The sequence below is a fragment of the Psychrobacter sp. G genome (genome assembly GCF_000418305.1).
Classification (GTDB): Bacteria; Pseudomonadota; Gammaproteobacteria; order Pseudomonadales; family Moraxellaceae; genus Psychrobacter; species Psychrobacter cryohalolentis.
In genome coordinates this window covers 1,100,427-1,119,086 of record NC_021661.1, presented here as the reverse complement: position 1 = coordinate 1,119,086, position 18,660 = coordinate 1,100,427, and the positions used below count along the sequence as shown (strand labels likewise).

Genomic DNA, 18,660 nt, shown 5'->3' with positions numbered 1-18,660 from the left:
AACCACTCTTTTGCATCGTTTAAGCTGCTTTTTTAGTGACTACTAAGCATGAATGTATTGCCACGTAATCACTAAAATTGCCGCCGCTATTGTCCAAGCGATAGTACCCAATAAAAGTGCCTTATATAAGCTGACATAGCTGATGCTAAAAAACACTACAAAGGTATAAATAAGATGCGGGATGACGCCAAGCATACTAAATATCAATGCAACCCTTAAATCAGCAGGACTACGCTCAGTACCGACGATGAAGTGACTGATTAATGTAAAGGTGGGGAAAAGTGGCGCAAGTGCTGCCAAATAAAAAAATCGAGTTTGCGCAAATAATTGAATCGCCAGTACCATTAAAGCGCCAATAAGCATTTTTAACCAAATCACGACGGGATCATCTCCTGTTGAATGCTAAGGGCTGAACATAGCCCAATCCACCATGATACTAAAGTCTGCAAAGCGATATAAGAGGAACAACAGCTTAATTGACTTACACCATAAAAAGGCTCAAAAAAACCCCACCTAGCAATGCTGCTAAATGGGGCGATGACTGATAATTGTTGATGCTATTTGCGAACTAATTAATCATTTTTTGGCTTCAGCGCGGCACTAATATCGGCTAATAGTGGCGGGATATCATGCTTGCCAGCGATAACCTCCAACATGACCAGCTTGTCTTTTGCAGCCGCTGCTTGCTTGAGAGCATCTTTTAACTCGCCTGCTGTCTCTGCTTTTAGTAGCAGACTATTATCATCAGTGGCACCAAACGCTCTTGGCATCAACTGCCAGTCACATTTAGGAATGTCGTTATAGTATTGGTTCTCACCATGAATCGCGCGCTCAACGGTATAGCCATCATTGTTAATCAGTACAATCACCGGGTTGATGCGTTCTTGAATCATTACCGCAATTTCTTGAATGGTTAATAAAGCAGAACCATCACCAATGAGTAAAATACTACGCTTATGCGGTGAAGCAATGGCACCACCTAAACTCGCAGGCAAAGTATAACCAATAGAACCCCACATCGGCTGACCATAAGACGTCACGCCTTCTGGCAGACGCACATCACTGATACCAAAATAGGCAGTACCTTGTTCTGAAAACACCAAGTTTTTATCATCGAGCGCATCGGCAATGATATGCCATAAATCATCTTGACGGATAGCCTCATCATCCTTGCCATGTTGCTCATGCGGCTTTACCTCTTCACAGAATTGCTTCGGTACAATATTAATATCTGAAGTCATTACCTCATGCAGTGTTTTTAGAGCATCTTTTAGGGCAATGGGCGCAAAGTTTTTGCCTGCGATACTCGCACGCTCATAATGCAGGTCAACCACCACGTTTTCATCAATATCTTGGCTAAAACCTGCAGTAGTAGTATCAGTATATTGCACACCAATTTTTATCAAACACTCACAGTTTTCGACCATATCCTTAACGACAGGACGCGATGCCACGCCTGCATAGGTGCCTGCCCAACGCTCACTATTTTCATCAAGCAAAGTTTTGCCCCACGATAACGTTGTATAAGGAATGTCAGTATCGGCAATCAAAGCCTTAAGCTGATTTTGCAGACCCAAACGATGCACCATCAAATCTGCCATGAGCGTCGTGGTTTTATTGGGTAAAAATTCTATCAGCGCTTGTTTAAAGTCTGCTAACGCCGCTTGGCTAGTAATGTCTTCCTCACTATCGATAAGTTTGGTCGTTGGCGGATAAATTGGCGTTTTTGCTACATCTGGTGATAGTAATAAATAGCCTGGACGATGCTTTTTGAGAATCACGCGAATCACGCGGTCAATCTCTGAGGCAGCATTTTCAGGCGTAATTTGCGCCCGTGCTACCGTAACCGGTTCTACCATTTTAATAAAATGATTGAACACGCCATCACCAAGTGAGTGATGGATGCGACGCTTTGAATCTTGTAATGCTGTACTTGGCGCGCCTACGATATGGAGCACTGGCGCATACTCAGCAAACGAGCCTGCGGTGGCATTGATAGCGGACAGCTCACCCACTCCAAAGGTCGTCACCATCGCCGCAAACCCACGCTCACGTGCATAGCCATCTGCTGCGTAACCAGCATTTAACTCATTGGTATTACCTACCCAGCGTAATTTATCTGAGGCAAGTACATTATCTAAAAACGTGAGATTAAAATCACCAGGTACGCCAAATACCTCTGACGCACCTGCTTCTGCGACACGATCAAACAAATAATCAGCGATGGTATATTGTTGACTCATACTACTTATCCTTAAGTGTTATGTTTATTAATCATAAATATGATAAAAGTAATTATAAAACTGCATTCCAGCCTATTTATAGAAAGCAAAGCTTTTGGAATATAGATTATAACAATCTGTTATAACATAGATAGACAATGCGATAATATGCCAATTTACTATCTTTTGCTTTTTTTCATACTAGCTGTTGACACGCTCAGAAAACTGCGTATAATACGCCATCATCAACTGATGATAGTTAATTGATAATTAGCGGGAATAGCTCAGTGGTAGAGCATAACCTTGCCAAGGTTGGGGTCGAGAGTTCGAATCTCTTTTCCCGCTCCAAATATGGCTTGAAAAAGCACTAAAAGCCTCACTCCTTAAATAGGAAGTGAGGCTTTTTTTTGTCCAATTTTTGGGGTTTATAGAAGATTTAATGACACGTCCTAATATTAAAAATATAATTAAACCTTACAGGCCACACTAGCAGCTTTTGCTTTTTCATAGACACTTTCAGCATCGAGTCCTAATGCGCTTATATCGTCTAAGTATTTCTGTGTTCCTTTTAGCAGAGGTCCTTTCCAATCTGGATCATTAAGTGGATCTGGAATATCAATGATCTCATCACCTCTATCTTTAGCAGCTTGCAAACCTAATAAATCAGTTCTATCCCACATCTCACCAACTTTCTTAGTAAGAGCCATACCTGAGTTATCATCAATGACCTTTTTTAAATCATCAGGCAAACTTTCATATTTATCTTTATTCATAGTCATCATCAGAGCAGAACTATAAAATGGGATATTGGTATGATATTTGGTTAACTCATCAAGCTTGAAAGTTGTGATCGCCTCCCATGGAAAGCTCAATCCATCAACCACACCGCGCTGTAGAGACGTATATATATCATTGGCAGGTAAACCTACAGGAGAGGCACCCATACTTTCGATAATATCACCTGCTACAGCAGATGGCCTGCGGATACGCATCCCTTTCATATCTTCGGGAGTTCGAATAAGCTTATCAGCACTATGTAATGTACCAGGACCGGTAGCGAACATAAAAAGGAAATGTGAATCTTCATATTCGCTAGATATAGTGCCATTTTCATAAAGGGTTTGCAGCATACAACCTGTCTGTGTTGATGAATTAGACAAACCGGGAAGCTCTGCAATCTGGGTCAGTGGAAAGCGGCCACTAGTATAACCCTGTACTTGAGAACCGATGTCAATCGTTCCCTTTACTGTGGATTCATAAGCGGTATCTGCTTTACTGAGTGTTGCCGATGGATATACCTCAACCTTAAGACGACCATTAGAATCTTCTCCAATTTTTTTGGCCCATGGCTCAAAGATTTCTTTATTAACATCAGCAGTAGCGGGATAAAAATGGGAGAAACGTAGAACGGTAACTTCTTGATTTGAGGCAACTTCGCTACTGTTATCAGATTGGCCAGAACAACCAAAAAGGCTAATAGCTGCTAGTGCACCTATCGAAAAAAAGGTGCTAATTTCATTATCAATTCCTTTTGATAGCGATTATTTTTTTGACATTTGATTGATATTAAGACTTAATTAATCTGCCTCAATAGACATAAGCACTTTAAATTAAAACTGCTTAACATTCAAAACGCTACTTAAAATTAACAGCTAAAATGATAACATTCAAATCATTTAACGACGATTCTCTAGAAGTGATGATATAGCTGATACTACGTAAAATGGGTACACGACATTATGTTGCGTGGCTGGCAAAAAAATTATTCATGAATTCAAAGAAGAAACTTAGCTCACGATTGACCAACGAGCAGATAGGAATGAAGCGTGATTTAATATCATGATTAAAAGGCTTTAAGTCGATAAACCTTACTATAATAAGTTTGCCAAGTTTACTGATAGACTTTTTTAATATAGATCATGACAGGTTGCGCAATATTTACATCGTTAGTATCATCTCAGTTTTGAAACGATTCAATTACAATTAGGAAAATATCATGGCAAAATTAGAATCAAACATCGAATTAGAAGCAGCGGCATTTCGTCGCTTACTAGCTCATTTAGACGAGCGTAAAGATGTACAAAATATCGAACTGATGAACCTTGCCGACTTTTGTCGTAACTGTTTATCCAAATGGTATAAAGCTGCTGGTGAAGAGCGTGGTATTGAAATCGAATACGAGGATGCGCGCGAGCTTGTTTATGGCATGCCTTACTCTGAGTGGAAAGAAAAGTATCAACAAAAAGCAACACCAGAGCAATTAGCGCGCTTTAACGAGATTGAAGCTGCTAAGAAAAAATCGGATTAAAACTGATAGTGATAGCTCAAATAAAATAAACCACCACTAGATAGTTATATCAAAAAACCCAACATTGCCGCTAGATTAGCGGCTTTCTATAGATTTGAGTATGCTACTAAACCCTATGGTTCCTTGTTTCTGCATTTGACGGTCAAATAGGCGACCGATTAATGGCAATGGTACCGTCAATCGACCCTCAGATACCCAAGTCACATGTGTGGTGCCATCGCCCAAGTCTTTTAAATCAATAACGCCTTTATCATGTTGCATTTTTATAGGTCTAGATTTTTCGATTTGGTATTGCATATGAGTAGGACGCTCAAACGCCATTGCGCTCCTCGTCACCCTCATTCACCAACTTAGCAACCCCTACCGCTTTAAATGAGCCATAACTGGCATGGTCGCTCAGTGCTTCAAATACCTCATCAATCGGTTTTTTGACAATGCGTTCTACTTTTATTTTAAACATAATATTATCCTATTAAGGTCAAAGTTAAAATTATTTAGCTTACTGACATTTAAAACATGAATAAAGCAGTTGCACTGTGAAAACTTACTATCGCGAAGAACCACGACCTTTTGAAGGGCGCTTGCCATTTGCAGCAGGCTTACCCTTGCCTCCAGACTTACCATTACCCCCTGACGGCTTACCACGACCAGCAGGACGCCCATCTCTACCTTTAGAACCCGCTGGTTTTCTAGCATCATCCTTGGAGTGTTTTTTATTTCCCTTTGCCGCACCCGCTGGTTTTGAAGACGACTTTGCTTTTGACGAGTCATCGGCACGAGGATTTTTTCGTGGTGCATTACGAGATTTCTTAGCCGGTTTACTGTCTTGCGAAGAAGAATCTTCTATAGATTTAAGTAAAACAGACAGCTCTTTTGGCGTCAGGTCTCGCCAGTCTCCAACGGGCGTACCCTTAAGGCTTACATTCATAATCCGTGTACGCTCAAGCTTCACAACTTCATAGCCAAAATGCTCACACATACGACGAATTTGACGGTTCAAACCTTGCACTAGCGTGATGTTAAACACGTTAGGCGACACCTTAGTGACAGGGCATTTTTTCGTCATCTTACCTAACATCGGCACGCCACCAGCCAAACCTTCGATAAAATTATCCGTTATCGGTTTATTCACCGTCACCAAATATTCTTTTTCATGGTTATTACCAGCACGCAATACCTTGTTGACTAGATCGCCATTACTGGTCAAGAAGATTAAGCCCTGAGAATCTTTATCCAAACGCCCAATCGGGAAAATACGTACGCTATGTCTCACAAAATCAACAATGTTGTTTTTCTCGGAGCTTTCCGTGGTGCTCACAATGCCGACTGGCTTATTCAAGACAATAAAAACAAAGTCATCAGCTTCTTTCGGCTCAATGAGCTGGCCGTTGACTTTCACCGTATCTCCAGCAACCACTTGATCACCCACTGCAGCACGCTTGCCATTGAGGTATACATTACCTTGTTCAATAAAGCGGTCAGCGTCTCGCCTGGAGCAAATACCGCTTTCACTGATGTATTTATTTAAACGAGTCGAGGAAGCGTTAAACATAAAGCACCGTTTTTACCTAATAAAAAGCCTTTCTTGTTCAGAAAAAAGCCTAAATTGAATGGATCATCAACAACGAGATGGCTCGTATTATATAGGAAATTCAGTGCCCATTTCAGTAGAGATGGGAAGAAACCTAGAAATATATCCAGAGTCCTATAGATTGCGATAGCTTCGATAAAGCTTATTAATGATGTCAAAGGTTCAAAAAGCTAAAGGAATAGCGAGTAATATCTCGATAGAATTTAATGCTTTTAATAAAGAAATATTCTTACAAAAAGTGCCAATTAATAGATATACACTGTAGCGTGATTGAGTTAATACTAAGACTTTATACACGCGATTTATCTAAAGGCTATAAATACACAAAAATAATCGCTCATCTACACAAGGAAGAATAGAATGACAGGGATGGAGTTTTATACTAATGGACACATTGTTAGCGAAGCTGACAGTATGCGCCAGAAGCTAGGGGATTTAGCAAAACAGTACGACGCGACATCTGCCATTATTATTACAGATACTGGCATTTGTGAGCTGGGATACGTCGATATCGCACAAGAGTCTTTAGAGCAGGCTGGTATTAATGTTGTTATTTTCGACAGGGTTGTTGCTGATCCCCCTATTGAAGTCGTCGAACAAGCTATTGAACTTGCCAGAGCGAACCAGTGTAATCTGGTCATCGGTTTAGGAGGCGGCAGCCCTATCGATACCGCGAAAATTGTCGCGCTATATTCCAATGACTTTCAGTCGGTTAATGAGCTCTTAGAGGCAGATATTAGTGGTTTTAAAAAAATGCCGTTGTTTGCGATCCCCACTACTGCAGGTACTGGCGCAGAGGCTACTTTCGTATCTGTAATCACAGCAAAGGATGGCAGCAAGAAAGCCATATACACGCCCAAAATCCTACCTGATGTCGCGATTTTAGATGCGACGCTAACTCTCAAGCTTCCTCGCCATATTACTGCTGCCACTGCTCTAGATGCGATGGTTCACTGCATCGAGGCTTACACGAGTCGCACCAAAAAGAACCCCATTTCAGATGCGTTGGCTGTTAAAGGTTTGCAAATGCTGTGGAGTAACTTTTATACAGTGCTCCATCACGGCGATGATATTAATGCTCGTGCTGATATGTTATTGGGTTCAACGCTAGCTGGTATCGCTTTTGTCAATGCTTCCGTAGCAGCTGTACATGGACTCTCCTACCCACTTAGCATTAACTTCCATGTGCCGCATGGGCATGCCAATGCGCTCGTGATGTGCAGTGTATTTACTTTCAACTTACCAGTAGCAGCACCTCTTTATGCAGAACTCGCTCGTGCGGTGATGCCTATCGACACTTCGGGCATGACTGACATAGAGGCTGCCCATCAATTTATTAATCAACTAAAAGACTTCTTGAAAACAAGTGGTCTAAAATATCGCTTAAATGAGCTAGATATAACGGCAGAGGATATCCCCGCGTTAGCTGATATGGTCATTAATACCTATGCTCGTCTCATTGAAACCAATCCAATGGATATGTCTTTAGAGGAAGTAAAAATGATCTACCAAGAAATACTCTAATAAGCAGCAAATTTCTTAAATAATTTTGTCTATAAATCAAGGAAGATAGTTATGTCAAAATATGAGTTAGACGTGGTGGTTAATGGCTTCCATTACCTAGAAGGACCGCGTTGGTACAAAAACGCTTTATGGTTTGTCGATTTTTATACCAAAGGCGTTTATCGTGTTAATGATGAAGGCGTTACAGAAAAGATTGTCCATGTAGAACAGCAGCCATCTGGCTTAGGCTGGCTTCCTGACGGCCGTATGCTCGTTGTCTCTATGAAAGATCGTAAAGTGTTATGTTTAGAGGACAATGGCGAATTAGTTGTTCACGCTGATATCTGGAAGCATTGTGAGGGGCATGCTAACGATATGGTCGTTGCGCCTAATGGCAACGCTTATGTTGGAAACTTCGGTTTTGACCTGATGGGTAGTGCTGATCATAAACACACTGGTCTTGTATTGGTGAGACCTGATGGTACCTCTCAGGTGGTGGCAGAAGGTTTGGCCTTTCCAAATGGCATGGTCATTTCTGCGGATGAAAAGACATTAATCGTTAATGAGCTATTTGGCAATAAAGTCTCACAGTTCGATATTAATAAAGACGGCACTTTAGGAGAAAAACGTGATTTTGCTAACTTTGGAGAGTTAGGAGACGAGCCAAATTTAGGGGCACGTATAGAGCGCGCCAGCATCTTACCTGATGGTCTTGCCTTAGATAGCGAGGGCGCTGTTTGGATTGCAGATACCTTGAACCAACGTGCTGTTCGTATTAAAGAAGGGGGCGAAATCCTAGAAACCGTTGATACGGCACCTGACGGCATTTTTGCGGTTGCTCTTGGCGGACAAGATGGCAAAACATTGTTTATGTGTGCAGCACCTGATTGGGATGAAGCGTTACGCACCGCTGAAACTAAAGGGCGTATGCTATCTACACCAGTTAAAGTGAGTCATGCTAGTACGCCTTAGTTTAAGAATACGCAACTGAAAATATTGAGTCAGTATCAAAAATATATCTATCCACTACCTATTTATAGCAAGAAACTAGAATCGATACCAATTTTATCGATTCTAGTTGTGTTAATCGAACCAATGAACTTGAGTGCGAAGAAAAGATAGTTAATAACAAGAATAATTAAACCACAGGAGTATATATGTCTGCGACCAAAGAAGAAATAGCAGCCTTTATGGCATTAGAATTCCCTCAAACCAAGTGCAAAGTTGAGGCAGTAGGCGATGATAGTTCGACCTTATCGCATGATATCGGTATAGATGAGCTACGTCCTGGTGGTACAGTCTCTGGCCCTGTATTGATGAGCATTGCTGATGTTGCACTCTATGTGGCGATACTTGGTAAGATTGGCATTGTAGCGTTAACAGTAACAACAAGCCTTACCATCAATTTTCTGCGTAAACCATCAGCAGAAGCGCGCATTATTGCTGAGTGCACCTTGCTAAAGGTAGGGCGTACGCTCATTGTAGGTGAGGTTTCCTTATATTCAGAAGGCTCTAGCGACTTGGTCGCGCATGTTGTTGGCACATATTCTGTACCGCCCAAGCACGACTAAACTACTGTCTCAACATTGTTTTCTAGACTGTTTTCTAGATTGTCATGCTTTGAATTATTTAGATCATGATAATGCATTTCACTATGTGCTTTTTGGGTAGCTCAGTTCGCAAGCTTTGCCTTTTAGAGGAACGGCTATGAATACCTAAAGCAGCCCTTTAAAAAGGAAATAACACCCAACCACGGTTAATAATACCGCAAAGCATTTCTTTAAAAGCTCTGGTGATAGTATATGGGCGACTTTTGCACCTAGCTTCGCAGTGAAAAAGCTCATGATACTAATCCCTAAAAAGGCATAAATGTGGACAAAGCCAATGGTATTGGGCACATCAACTTGTTGCTGCATCCCAAAGAACATAAAGCCTAACGCACCAGCAATGGCAATCGGTAAACCACACGCTGCTGACGTGCCAACGGCTTTTTGCATGACCACACCGTAACGAGTTAAATAAGGCACCGTTAAGCTGCCGCCGCCAATACCAAAAATGGCAGAAGCAATACCAATAACCCCGCCTGCCGCTAGCTGCTTAGGTTTTGAGGGCAGTCCCGTATTAGCGCCATTGACATCATCAGCATGACTAACGACTTGTTTTTTGCCACCGAAAAACATCTTATAAGCGACCCACAGCAAAAACACGCCAACGATAAGCTGAAGATACAGCCCAGATATCTGTCCTGCAATCCCTGCCCCTAAAAAACAGCCAATCGCTAAACCTGGTGCTAGGTTTTTAAAAACAGGCCACATGACGGCGCCCTTTTTATTGTGCGCCATGAGCGAGCTGATAGAGGTGACAATAATAGTTGCCAGTGACGTACCTAACGCCAAATGCATGATACTGTCAGGACTGTAATCCATTTGGGTAAAGACGATAAATAACAGTGGTACGATAATCGTGCCGCCGCCCACACCAAAAAGCCCTGCAGCAAATCCTGCTAGAGCGCCTATTATTAAAAAAATGATTAGTTCCACAGGATAGTTACTTCTCGGTTAAATGATAGTTTTATAGTCGATACAAAATAAAATGAATACATTATCTGACAAGGTGAAACTGGTACAAATTTTTCTAGCTTGCGGTGCCTAAGCCGACAGAGGCTACAAGAAATTCATTCCAGTTTCACTGTATCTTCTTGATATTAAGCTGACTATAGTTAGATGACAATTAGATAATCAATGTCAGAAATTCAGCTTAAACGATTTCTACCTGACCTACTTGATGGTAAGCACGGTTGAAATAAACCAAGCTTTCATCAGCACTGCTTTGTTGATAGCCTTGTTTGATGGCGACAACTCGGCACATAAAGACACTGTGCGTACCAACTTGCTGAATATCCTCAATCTCACAGTCAAAACTGACCAATGCATCTTCTAAAATAGGAGCGCCTGTAGCTAACTCAGTCCAAGAGCCCTGTTGAAATCGCTCTTCTGAGCATAATTTAGACGCAAAAGCATTAGATATAGGCTCATGCTGTGCGCCCAACACATTGACACTTAAGGTTTTATTTTCAAGAAAATGGGCATGTGAGCGAGACGTTTGATTCATACAGACCAGCAAGGTTGGCGGTGTATCGGTGACGCTACATACCGCCGATGCGGTAAATCCATGCAGACCAGATTGCCCTTTGGTGGTGACTACATTGACGGCAGTCGTCAACAAAGACATGGCATCTCTAAAGTCGGTTGCTTCAATCATATCTTTACTCATTGCTGCAATCCTAAATTTGAAATCGGTAAGTACATTGATAACTGAGGTCACTCATGAGTTTAAACAAGCTTTTATAGGCGGAGTTAAAGACCCAACCTATAAAAGCTAAATTTTGCATAAGTTTAGTCGGTAAATCCTAAGCCATTAGCTCTTGACGCACGATTGCTGCGCCTGTACTTAATGCGTTCAATTTACCGCGGGCAACTTGGCGTGACAACGGTGCCATGCCGCAGTTGGTCGAAGGGTAGAGCTTGTCCGCATCAACAAATTGCAGGGCTTTGCGTAGTGTATCAGCAACCTCTTCAGGGGTTTCAATGTTATTGGTTGCAACGTCAATGGCACCAACCATCACTTTTTTACCGCGAATCAGTTCTATCAAATCCATCGGTACATGTGAGTTTTGACACTCTAAAGAGACAATATCGATATTCGATTGCTGCAACTTAGGAAAAGCTTGCTCATATTGACGCCACTCTGAACCCAGTGTCTTTTTCCAATCGGTATTGGCTTTGATGCCGTAGCCGTAGCAAATATGCACTGCCGTCTCACACTTTAAACCCTCAATGGCACGCTCTAAAGTAGCGATGCCCCAGTCGTTGACGTCATCAAAGAATACGTTAAACGCAGGCTCGTCGAACTGGATAATATCTACACCCGCCGCTTCTAATTCTCGCGCTTCTTGATTGAGGATTTTAGCAAATTCCCACGCCAATTTTTCACGGCTTTTATAATGACCATCATATAAGGTATCAATCATGGTCATCGGACCGGGCAGCGCCCATTTGATCGGCTGATCGGTTTGCTGACGTAAAAACTTCGCATCTTCAACAAACACTGGCTTTTGACGGCTTACTGCGCCAACGACAGACGGCACACTGGCCTCATAACGATTACGAATTTTAACGGTTTTACGATTCTCAAAATCAACGCCATCAAGATGTTCAATAAAGGTAGTCACAAAATGCTGACGAGTCTGTTCGCCATCACTGACGATATCAATCCTAGCATGTCGCTGCTCTTGCAATGTTAAACGTAGCGCATCTTGTTTGGCTTCAAGCAGTTGCTCCCCTTCTAATGCCCAAGGTGACCAGATTTTCTCAGGTTCGGCAAGCCAAGAAGGTTTTGGTAAACTGCCCGCTGTTGATGTTGGTAATAATTTTTGTGTCGGTAATAATATTGTCATGGGATTCGTCTTCTTATTCATTCGTATTTTATATTTTGGCTAGAGGTGAATTGCTTAGGCTGCCTGTTTTTTAACAGCTTTTTCTTTGACCGATTCTTTTTGAGCAGTCTCGCTTGCAACATCATAGCTTGCCGCCCATTCTTCAAGAATGTCTTGGTAAGGATTAATGAACTCGTCTTCCGTAAATTTACCTTGTGTCACTGCCATCTGGCTGCGCTCCGCGCGATCATACACAATTTGCGTCAGTGAATAATCTTGGTACTTCAAACTGGGTTGATATATTTGAGCGGCGGTGGAGTTGGCATTGTAAATTTCAGGTCGATAAATCTTTTGGAAGGTTTCCATGGTACTGATCGCACTGATTAGCTCAAGATCGGTGTAATCAGTCAGCAAGTCACCAGAAAAATAAAATGCTAAAGGTGCCACACTACCAGCAGGCATAAAATAGCGCACCGTCAAGCCCATTTTGGAAAAGTACTCATCAGTCAATGACCCCTTGTTCAAAGCGCAGCAATCTTGTCTATATTCAATCCCTAATACAGGATGCTGATTGTCCGTACGATGATAGGTTTTACTACTTGAAACGCTTAGGCAAATCACTGGTTGTTTATTAAAATTGGCTTTATAGGCATCTGAATTTAATAAATGTTGAAACAGTTTACCGTGCAAATCGCCAAACTCTTCTGGCGGCGCAGATTTTGGATGGTTTGCAAAGTGTTCTGGTAACACAATGCTAAAATCATAATCGCGCACATAAGATGAGAAGCTGTTGCCAATCATACCGTCAATACGTTTGTTCTCTTTATGATCAATAATCGTTGTTTTTAGCGTCTCGATGACTGGGAAGGTATGACCATTGCCTTCAATATCCAAGTCGGCAGAAATGATATCAACTTCAACAGAATAACGGTCGGCTGTCGGATTGTCCCAGTGTGCTAGATCATTAAAACGATTATTTATCATAGTCAGCGTTTTGCGTAAGTTCTCTTGACGACTCTCGCCACGAGCCAAATTCGCAAAGTTAGTCGTCAGACGCGTGCTGTCTGCAGGCTGATAATTTTCATCAAAACGAATGCTCGAGATGGAATATATAAATTGTTTACTCATGATAATTCGCTACCTTAATCTAATCTCATTATTTGAGATAAAACCGAATTTGTGTATGAGATGAATCATACCCGAACCAAAACATGAATAAAAATGATACTATTTAAATTAAAGATGAATAAAATTCATGTTGCTAGTTTTATAGTAGAAAAAGGAGGGAGTAGCGGATATTTTTACGACAGACTTAATAAATATTAAGCCTGTAAAGGGCGTTAAAGATGTGGTCTAGCGGGGTTAAAAGATACGTTTATTAACGATTGTAATCGAAGCGTTTACTACTAAACGGCTGAGCATCAATAAATAATGGCTTACCGTGAATCATTTCTTCAATAAGACGCCCTGTCACCGGTCCAAGTGTCAGACCTTGATGAGCATGACCAAAAGAAAACCATAAATTATCGTGTTTTGATGCAGGCCCAATAACTGGCTTCATGTCTGGCATGCATGGTCTTGTCCCACACCATGCTTCAGATTCAACAGCAGCATCAAGCGGCAACACTTTTTTTGCAAAAGTCAGTACAGTCTCTAACTGATTAAAATCTTTTGGATCATCTAACAATGCCATTTCAGCGCCAGTCGTGATTCTCACGCCTTGATCCATTGTGCCCATCACAAACCCTTTATCTACATCAAATAAGCTGTGAGAAAATGCGTTTTGGTCGGTGCTTTTAAAGTGTTGATGGTAGCCACGCATAGGAAATAGAGGAATTTTATAACCCAATGGTTTAATAAGATCAGCTGACCAAGGACCAGCAGCAATGACCAAATTCTGACATAGGTAGGTTCCGCTATCGGTAATGACCTGCCAGCCCTCTTCTGTCTGTATCATATTTTTTACGGTGGATTGTTTTATTTCTCCTGCCATTGCTTCAAAATTTTTAGCATATGCTTTCACAAGACTGCCGGGATTTTTTATCTGCCAAGAGTTTTTCCAGTGTATACCACCGACATAATCTGTAAAGTTCACATTTGGCTCTAGCGCTTGGAGCTCTGCTAGCGATAGAACCTGATACTCCACGCCTTTATCCGCCGCTTTTACCGCTTTATTAATGGATTTTTCAAAACTACTTGATTTACAATGAAGCTCAATCCAACCTATTTTACTGACCAGTTCATCAGCGCCTGACGCTCTAATCATAGGCTCATGCTCGTCTGTGCAATGCTGAATAAGCGTAGCCCACTCGTCATCAATCTCTTCAACGTTTTTTGGACTTGAGTGAATCCAATACTGTAATAACGGGCGCTGAAGACGATATATTGCAGACCAACGGTATCGAATATCAGCACTTTTATTGGGTAATACTCTAGATATTTCTTTAAAACTTCTAGGGAACGGTTTTGTATTTACCGCCTCTCTTGTAATGATACCGGCATTACCATAGGAAGTTTCTTCTCCTGGGCATTTTTTATCTAGCAAGAGAACTTGAGCATTGTTTTTCTGCAGATGCCAAGCAATAGAGGTTCCTACTATGCCGGCACCAATCACAATAACGTCATAGCGCATATCACTACCCCCAAGTAATCAGCTGACCCAAACCTTCGTCTTTAGCTTTTTGAGCAACTTTCAAAGCGACTGCCGCATCAAAACTGGCAGCCCCAACAGATTTGAACAGGGTGATGCCTTTTTTATATTGATTGATAGTAATATTTTTTGTGACCAAGTCCGCTAAATCGCCACTTAAATCGTCCCAAGTCCAACTACAACCCTCAGCAGCATCTGCTTGAATTAAATCGCCCGCTTCATGACGTCCGCCCGCGATATCATCGATGAAAACGTGTGAGCAGGCTTCAATGACGGAATCACTGACTTCTTTCATCTCAGGTTGATAAGCGCCTACCGCATTAATATGTACATCGGCTTTAATTTGGTTTATCTCAAACAAGCCTTCGGTTGCACGTGTCGCCAAGTTAATCACATCGGCATCTTTTACAGCGCTCGCGATATCTTCGCAGACTTCGATGGTGACCGACCATTCTGGATACTGTTCAGAAAACTGTGTTTTAAAGGTATTTGCACCCTTAGCAGCTCGATTCCATAGCGTTACCTTTTTGATATTTGGACATACAGTGAGCACAGCATTCAGCTGCTCATACGCCATCCCGCCACAGCCGATGACTGACACTTGCTGGCTATCTGGCTTTGCTAGATACTTACTTGCGATACCTGATAGCGCTGCCGTACGTACTTGAGTGACATAAACACCATCCATGAAGGCAAGGATTTCACCCGTATCATTGTTTGAGACACTCACCACAGCGGTAGTCGTCGGTAGATTTCGCTTTGGATTATCTGGACAAATAGTGACCAGTTTAACGATAGCAAATTCTTCATGACCGTCGAACAATACTGAAGGCATCGATAGATGTGAGCCACTGTTTTTATCACTGGCAGTGAAAGTTGGAATGACCAAGCGCTCAGGGCACTTAATCCACTCTGGATGCTGCACTTGTAAGGTCAACAGCTGCTCGATTGAGTCGATAGCCATGGTCATTGTCAATTGACTCTTTACCGTTTTGCTGTCTAAAATATGCATGAGAGTTCCTTATAGTTTTTATTAAAAATAAGTCTTAGTTGATTACGATACCATTCAACTAAAGATCAAAAATCTTGCCGCGATTCATAATACCATTGGGATCGAGCACTTTCTTAATCTCACGCAGATAATCAATCTCGGTTTCGCTACGGCTATAGTGTAGATAAGGCTTTTTAGTCATACCCACGCCATGTTCTGCTGAGATCGAACCACCATACTTCTGTACTACCTCAAAGATAGAATTATTTACCGTCTGGCATTGCCCAAAGAATTCATCTTTCGATAAATTCTCGGGCTTTAAAATATTGAGATGCAAGTTGCCATCACCAATATGTCCAAACCAGCAAATCTCAAAATCTGGATATTTGGCGTTTACGATCGTTTCTATATCATGGATAAAGTTTGGCACATGGCTGATGAGTACTGATATGTCATTTTTATACGGCGTGAATACTGAAATCGTCTCAGAGATATACTCGCGCAGCTTCCACAAGTCCATCGCCTGAGCCATACTCTGACTCATTACCCCATCAACTATCCAACCATTATCCATACAGTCTTCAAAGATAGCCATCGCCTTATCCATAATCGGCTCATACGGCGCTTCGAATTCTAATAAAACGTAGTATTTGGTTCGAGCTTCAAACGGCTCTTGCACATGCCCAGTCGCCATTAATTTATCAACCGCCACCTCATCAAAGAACTCAAACGCAGTCAAATCAATTTGTGCTTGAAAAGCCGCTAACACCTGCATCACATGGTCAAATTCATCCATGCCGAGCACCATCACGGTCAAATCTTGGGGTGGACGGTTGAGCTTCATTTGTGCTTCGGTGACGATACCTAATGTGCCTTCAGCGCCAATAAATAATTGACGTAAATCATAGCCAGTAGCGTTTTTAATCATGCCTCGATTCAGCTTAAGGATATCACCTTTGCCCGTCACGACAGTTAGACCCATTACCCATTGACGTGTCATGCCATAGCGAATCACTTTAATCCCGCCAGCATTGGTACCAATATTACCACCGATCTGACTCGAACCTGCTGAGGCAAAATCAACCGGATAATACAAATCCTGCGCTTCGGCAAATTGCTGTAGCTGCGCAGTAATCACACCGGCCTCCACCTCTACCAAACGATCAGCCGGATAAAACTGAACAATTTTATTCATCTTATCTAGGCTGACGACTATCTCACCATTGCTAGCGACTGCACCTGCCGATAGCCCAGTACGACCACCACTCGGTGTGATAACAATATTATACTCATTTGCCAGCTTTACTAAGGCTTGGACCTGCTTAGTAGATTTCGGAAATACGATAGCAGAGGGTGCTGGCGCAAAATGTTTGGTCCAGTCTTTACCCCAATGCTCTAGACTCACAGTATCCGTCTTAATCTGTGATGCATCATAACCATGCTGCTCTTGCAATATAGACAATACTTGCTCAGTCAATGCTAGCATGGTTGAAGCATGCCCAGCTTCTGTATGCATAGCTTCTATATGTGCAGCTTCTAAAGTAGGCAGTGCTGAAAAATCAGTCACAATATACACTCCAAACAAATAAAAGCAGCGCGCCGTTCACTTAATCTCTCCGCCAAATCAGCGGCGGCAATAAATAAACACAACGCCCTGCGTCGAAAAACTAGGCTATGATTTTGAGACATTGACCCATATGATACAAAGTCAGCCCCATCTCCGTATAGCCTGAACGCAAGCCAGACATACTTACCTTAGCTTCTTTAATCGTCTTAAAGGGTAATGGCAAGACGTCGCGGTCACCTGAGATAATATAATCGGCAAAGCATTTACCAATCATAGTACCTGTAGTAATCCCACGCCCATTATATGCAGTCGCGGCAAGGATACCGTCTTCTGGCTCAAAGATACGCATGATATGGTCTTGCGTAAAGCCAAAGTGACCGTACCACTCATACTGCCACTTAAATTTAGGCAGATCTGGGAAATAGCTCTTTTGTACGATATTCGCCCAGTTTTGATAGAAGGTTTTGGACTTCATGGCTTTGCCACCGACCGTGCCAAGGAGCAGACGACCCTCGTTATCACGGCGAATACTGGACAATGCCAATCGCGTATCCCAAGCGCCTGTTTTATAAGGCAATATTCGATCTGCCACTTCACCGGTCAATGGCTCAGAAGCAATCTGATAGTAATCGACCAAATAGAACGTCTTTTTAATATCTGTCCATTCGCCTTCAGTATAAGCATTGGTCGCAATGATAACTTTTTCAGCTTTCACCGCCGCATCAGCCGTACGCACATACCAATTACCATCAGATTTCTCAACTGAAGTCACCGCCGAGTGCTCATAGATACGTACGCCCAGTTTAGTCGCGGCTGCCGCTAAGCCATTGACGTATGCGGATGGGTTAATAGTGCCCGCACGATGATCGAGCAAGGCTTTATTGATACTGGTTGTACCACAATATTCATGGCAGCGCGCACCGGTTAATACCTCTGCATGAACACCGCGACGTATCAACTGATCGTAGCGGATATCTACATCGGCTTCACCCTTGGCATTGTGTGCCATATGGATATTGCCCGTACGCGTATCCTTTGCATCAATATGATGGCGATCGATGATGTCAAACACGAGACTTGGCGCCTGACCGAGCGCAGTCCCTAAACGTTCACCAACCTCTTCTCCCATGATTTTATTGAGGTCATCAGGACGAGCCCAAGTACCGGCATTCACAAAACCCACATTGCGTCCTGAACCGCCGCTACCGATGATCTTACTCTCTAGCAACACCACCGCGATGCCTTGCTCTGCCAGATGAATCGCAGCAGACAGTCCAGTATAACCACCGCCGATGATACAAACTCGTGTTTGCGTTTCGCTTGTTAGAGTATCGTAGTGGTGAGTTTTGGGCGCAGTGACGCTCCACAAACATTGCTCTTGCAACATCTCAAG

At 42.3% G+C, this 18,660-nt stretch carries 18 protein-coding genes and 1 tRNA gene; 5 read left to right on the top strand and 14 right to left on the bottom strand.

Annotated elements, in window-relative coordinates; genetic code table 11:
- Positions 1-42 precede the first annotated feature (42 nt).
- Together PSYCG_RS04795 and PSYCG_RS04790 are read right to left on the bottom strand one after the other, a co-directional pair.
- Positions 43-378 carry a GlpM family protein gene (locus PSYCG_RS04795; RefSeq protein WP_144061753.1) on the bottom strand — a complete coding sequence of 112 codons (336 nt, stop codon included), beginning with the start codon at positions 376-378 and terminating at the stop codon, positions 43-45.
- Positions 379-572: 194 nt separating this feature from the next.
- Positions 573-2,243 (bottom strand): alpha-keto acid decarboxylase family protein, encoded by a 1,671-nt coding sequence (locus PSYCG_RS04790; RefSeq protein WP_020443186.1) that lies wholly within the window; start codon positions 2,241-2,243, stop codon positions 573-575.
- Positions 2,244-2,495: 252 nt separating this feature from the next.
- Here PSYCG_RS04790 and PSYCG_RS04785 point away from each other — a divergent pair.
- Positions 2,496-2,570, top strand: a tRNA-Gly gene (locus PSYCG_RS04785).
- A gap of 119 nt (positions 2,571-2,689) precedes the next feature.
- On the opposite strand, the gene PSYCG_RS04780 is transcribed toward PSYCG_RS04785, so the two are convergent.
- The gene (locus PSYCG_RS04780; protein WP_041772243.1) at positions 2,690-3,748 is read right to left on the bottom strand and encodes a TRAP transporter substrate-binding protein; all 1,059 of its coding nucleotides are present in this window, start codon (positions 3,746-3,748) and stop codon (positions 2,690-2,692) included.
- Positions 3,749-4,218: 470 nt separating this feature from the next.
- Between PSYCG_RS04780 and PSYCG_RS04775 the strand changes: the two genes are divergently transcribed.
- Positions 4,219-4,530, top strand: a complete 312-nt coding sequence (locus PSYCG_RS04775; protein WP_020443184.1) for a DUF1244 domain-containing protein — start codon at positions 4,219-4,221, stop codon at positions 4,528-4,530.
- 75 nt (positions 4,531-4,605) lie between these two features.
- Here PSYCG_RS04775 and PSYCG_RS13545 read toward each other — a convergent pair whose 3' ends face one another.
- The 3 genes from PSYCG_RS13545 to rluF all read right to left on the bottom strand — a co-directional run bounded on the left by PSYCG_RS13545 (position 4,606) and on the right by rluF (position 6,082).
- A complete protein-coding gene (locus tag PSYCG_RS13545) occupies positions 4,606-4,851 on the bottom strand; it encodes a hypothetical protein (protein ID WP_227500761.1) in 246 nt (81 codons plus the stop codon).
- On the bottom strand, positions 4,841-4,990 hold the full coding sequence (locus PSYCG_RS13540; RefSeq protein WP_227500760.1) for a hypothetical protein: 150 nt from the start codon (positions 4,988-4,990) through the stop codon (positions 4,841-4,843). The genes PSYCG_RS13545 and PSYCG_RS13540 overlap by 11 nt, the downstream gene beginning before the upstream one ends.
- Before the next feature lie 87 nt (positions 4,991-5,077).
- Entirely contained in the window at positions 5,078-6,082 is a 1,005-nt protein-coding gene (rluF, locus tag PSYCG_RS04765) for a 23S rRNA pseudouridine(2604) synthase RluF (protein ID WP_020443183.1), read from the bottom strand.
- A gap of 399 nt (positions 6,083-6,481) precedes the next feature.
- Between rluF and PSYCG_RS04760 the strand changes: the two genes are divergently transcribed.
- The 3 genes from PSYCG_RS04760 (at position 6,482) to PSYCG_RS04750 (ending at position 9,195) form a co-directional block, all read left to right on the top strand.
- Positions 6,482-7,645 carry an iron-containing alcohol dehydrogenase gene (locus tag PSYCG_RS04760; RefSeq protein ID WP_020443181.1) on the top strand — a complete coding sequence of 388 codons (1,164 nt, stop codon included), beginning with the start codon at positions 6,482-6,484 and terminating at the stop codon, positions 7,643-7,645.
- Between the two features lie 51 nt (positions 7,646-7,696).
- Positions 7,697-8,596 (top strand): SMP-30/gluconolactonase/LRE family protein, encoded by a 900-nt coding sequence (locus PSYCG_RS04755; protein ID WP_020443180.1) that lies wholly within the window; start codon positions 7,697-7,699, stop codon positions 8,594-8,596.
- Between the two features lie 185 nt (positions 8,597-8,781).
- Positions 8,782-9,195, top strand: a complete 414-nt coding sequence (locus PSYCG_RS04750; RefSeq protein ID WP_020443179.1) for a PaaI family thioesterase — start codon at positions 8,782-8,784, stop codon at positions 9,193-9,195.
- A gap of 144 nt (positions 9,196-9,339) precedes the next feature.
- On the opposite strand, the gene PSYCG_RS04745 is transcribed toward PSYCG_RS04750, so the two are convergent.
- From PSYCG_RS04745 to PSYCG_RS04710, 8 genes are all read right to left on the bottom strand, one after another.
- Positions 9,340-10,164, bottom strand: a complete 825-nt coding sequence (locus PSYCG_RS04745) for a sulfite exporter TauE/SafE family protein (protein ID WP_041772242.1) — start codon at positions 10,162-10,164, stop codon at positions 9,340-9,342.
- 217 nt (positions 10,165-10,381) lie between these two features.
- Positions 10,382-10,885 (bottom strand): flavin reductase, encoded by a 504-nt coding sequence (locus tag PSYCG_RS04740; protein WP_187289130.1) that lies wholly within the window; start codon positions 10,883-10,885, stop codon positions 10,382-10,384.
- A gap of 148 nt (positions 10,886-11,033) precedes the next feature.
- The gene (locus PSYCG_RS04735; RefSeq protein WP_020443176.1) at positions 11,034-12,080 is read right to left on the bottom strand and encodes a methionine synthase; all 1,047 of its coding nucleotides are present in this window, start codon (positions 12,078-12,080) and stop codon (positions 11,034-11,036) included.
- A gap of 54 nt (positions 12,081-12,134) precedes the next feature.
- Entirely contained in the window at positions 12,135-13,187 is a 1,053-nt protein-coding gene (locus PSYCG_RS04730; protein WP_020443175.1) for a DUF1852 domain-containing protein, read from the bottom strand.
- Between the two features lie 250 nt (positions 13,188-13,437).
- Entirely contained in the window at positions 13,438-14,691 is a 1,254-nt protein-coding gene (locus tag PSYCG_RS04725; protein ID WP_020443174.1) for an NAD(P)/FAD-dependent oxidoreductase, read from the bottom strand.
- A gap of 4 nt (positions 14,692-14,695) precedes the next feature.
- A complete protein-coding gene (locus PSYCG_RS04720; protein WP_011513241.1) occupies positions 14,696-15,721 on the bottom strand; it encodes an ornithine cyclodeaminase family protein in 1,026 nt (341 codons plus the stop codon).
- A 58-nt stretch (positions 15,722-15,779) separates the two neighbouring features.
- Positions 15,780-17,186 carry an FAD-binding oxidoreductase gene (locus PSYCG_RS04715; protein ID WP_144061793.1) on the bottom strand — a complete coding sequence of 469 codons (1,407 nt, stop codon included), beginning with the start codon at positions 17,184-17,186 and terminating at the stop codon, positions 15,780-15,782.
- A 181-nt stretch (positions 17,187-17,367) separates the two neighbouring features.
- The gene (locus tag PSYCG_RS04710) at positions 17,368-18,654 is read right to left on the bottom strand and encodes an NAD(P)/FAD-dependent oxidoreductase (protein ID WP_020443172.1); all 1,287 of its coding nucleotides are present in this window, start codon (positions 18,652-18,654) and stop codon (positions 17,368-17,370) included.
- Between the last annotated feature and the right edge of the window lie 6 nt (positions 18,655-18,660).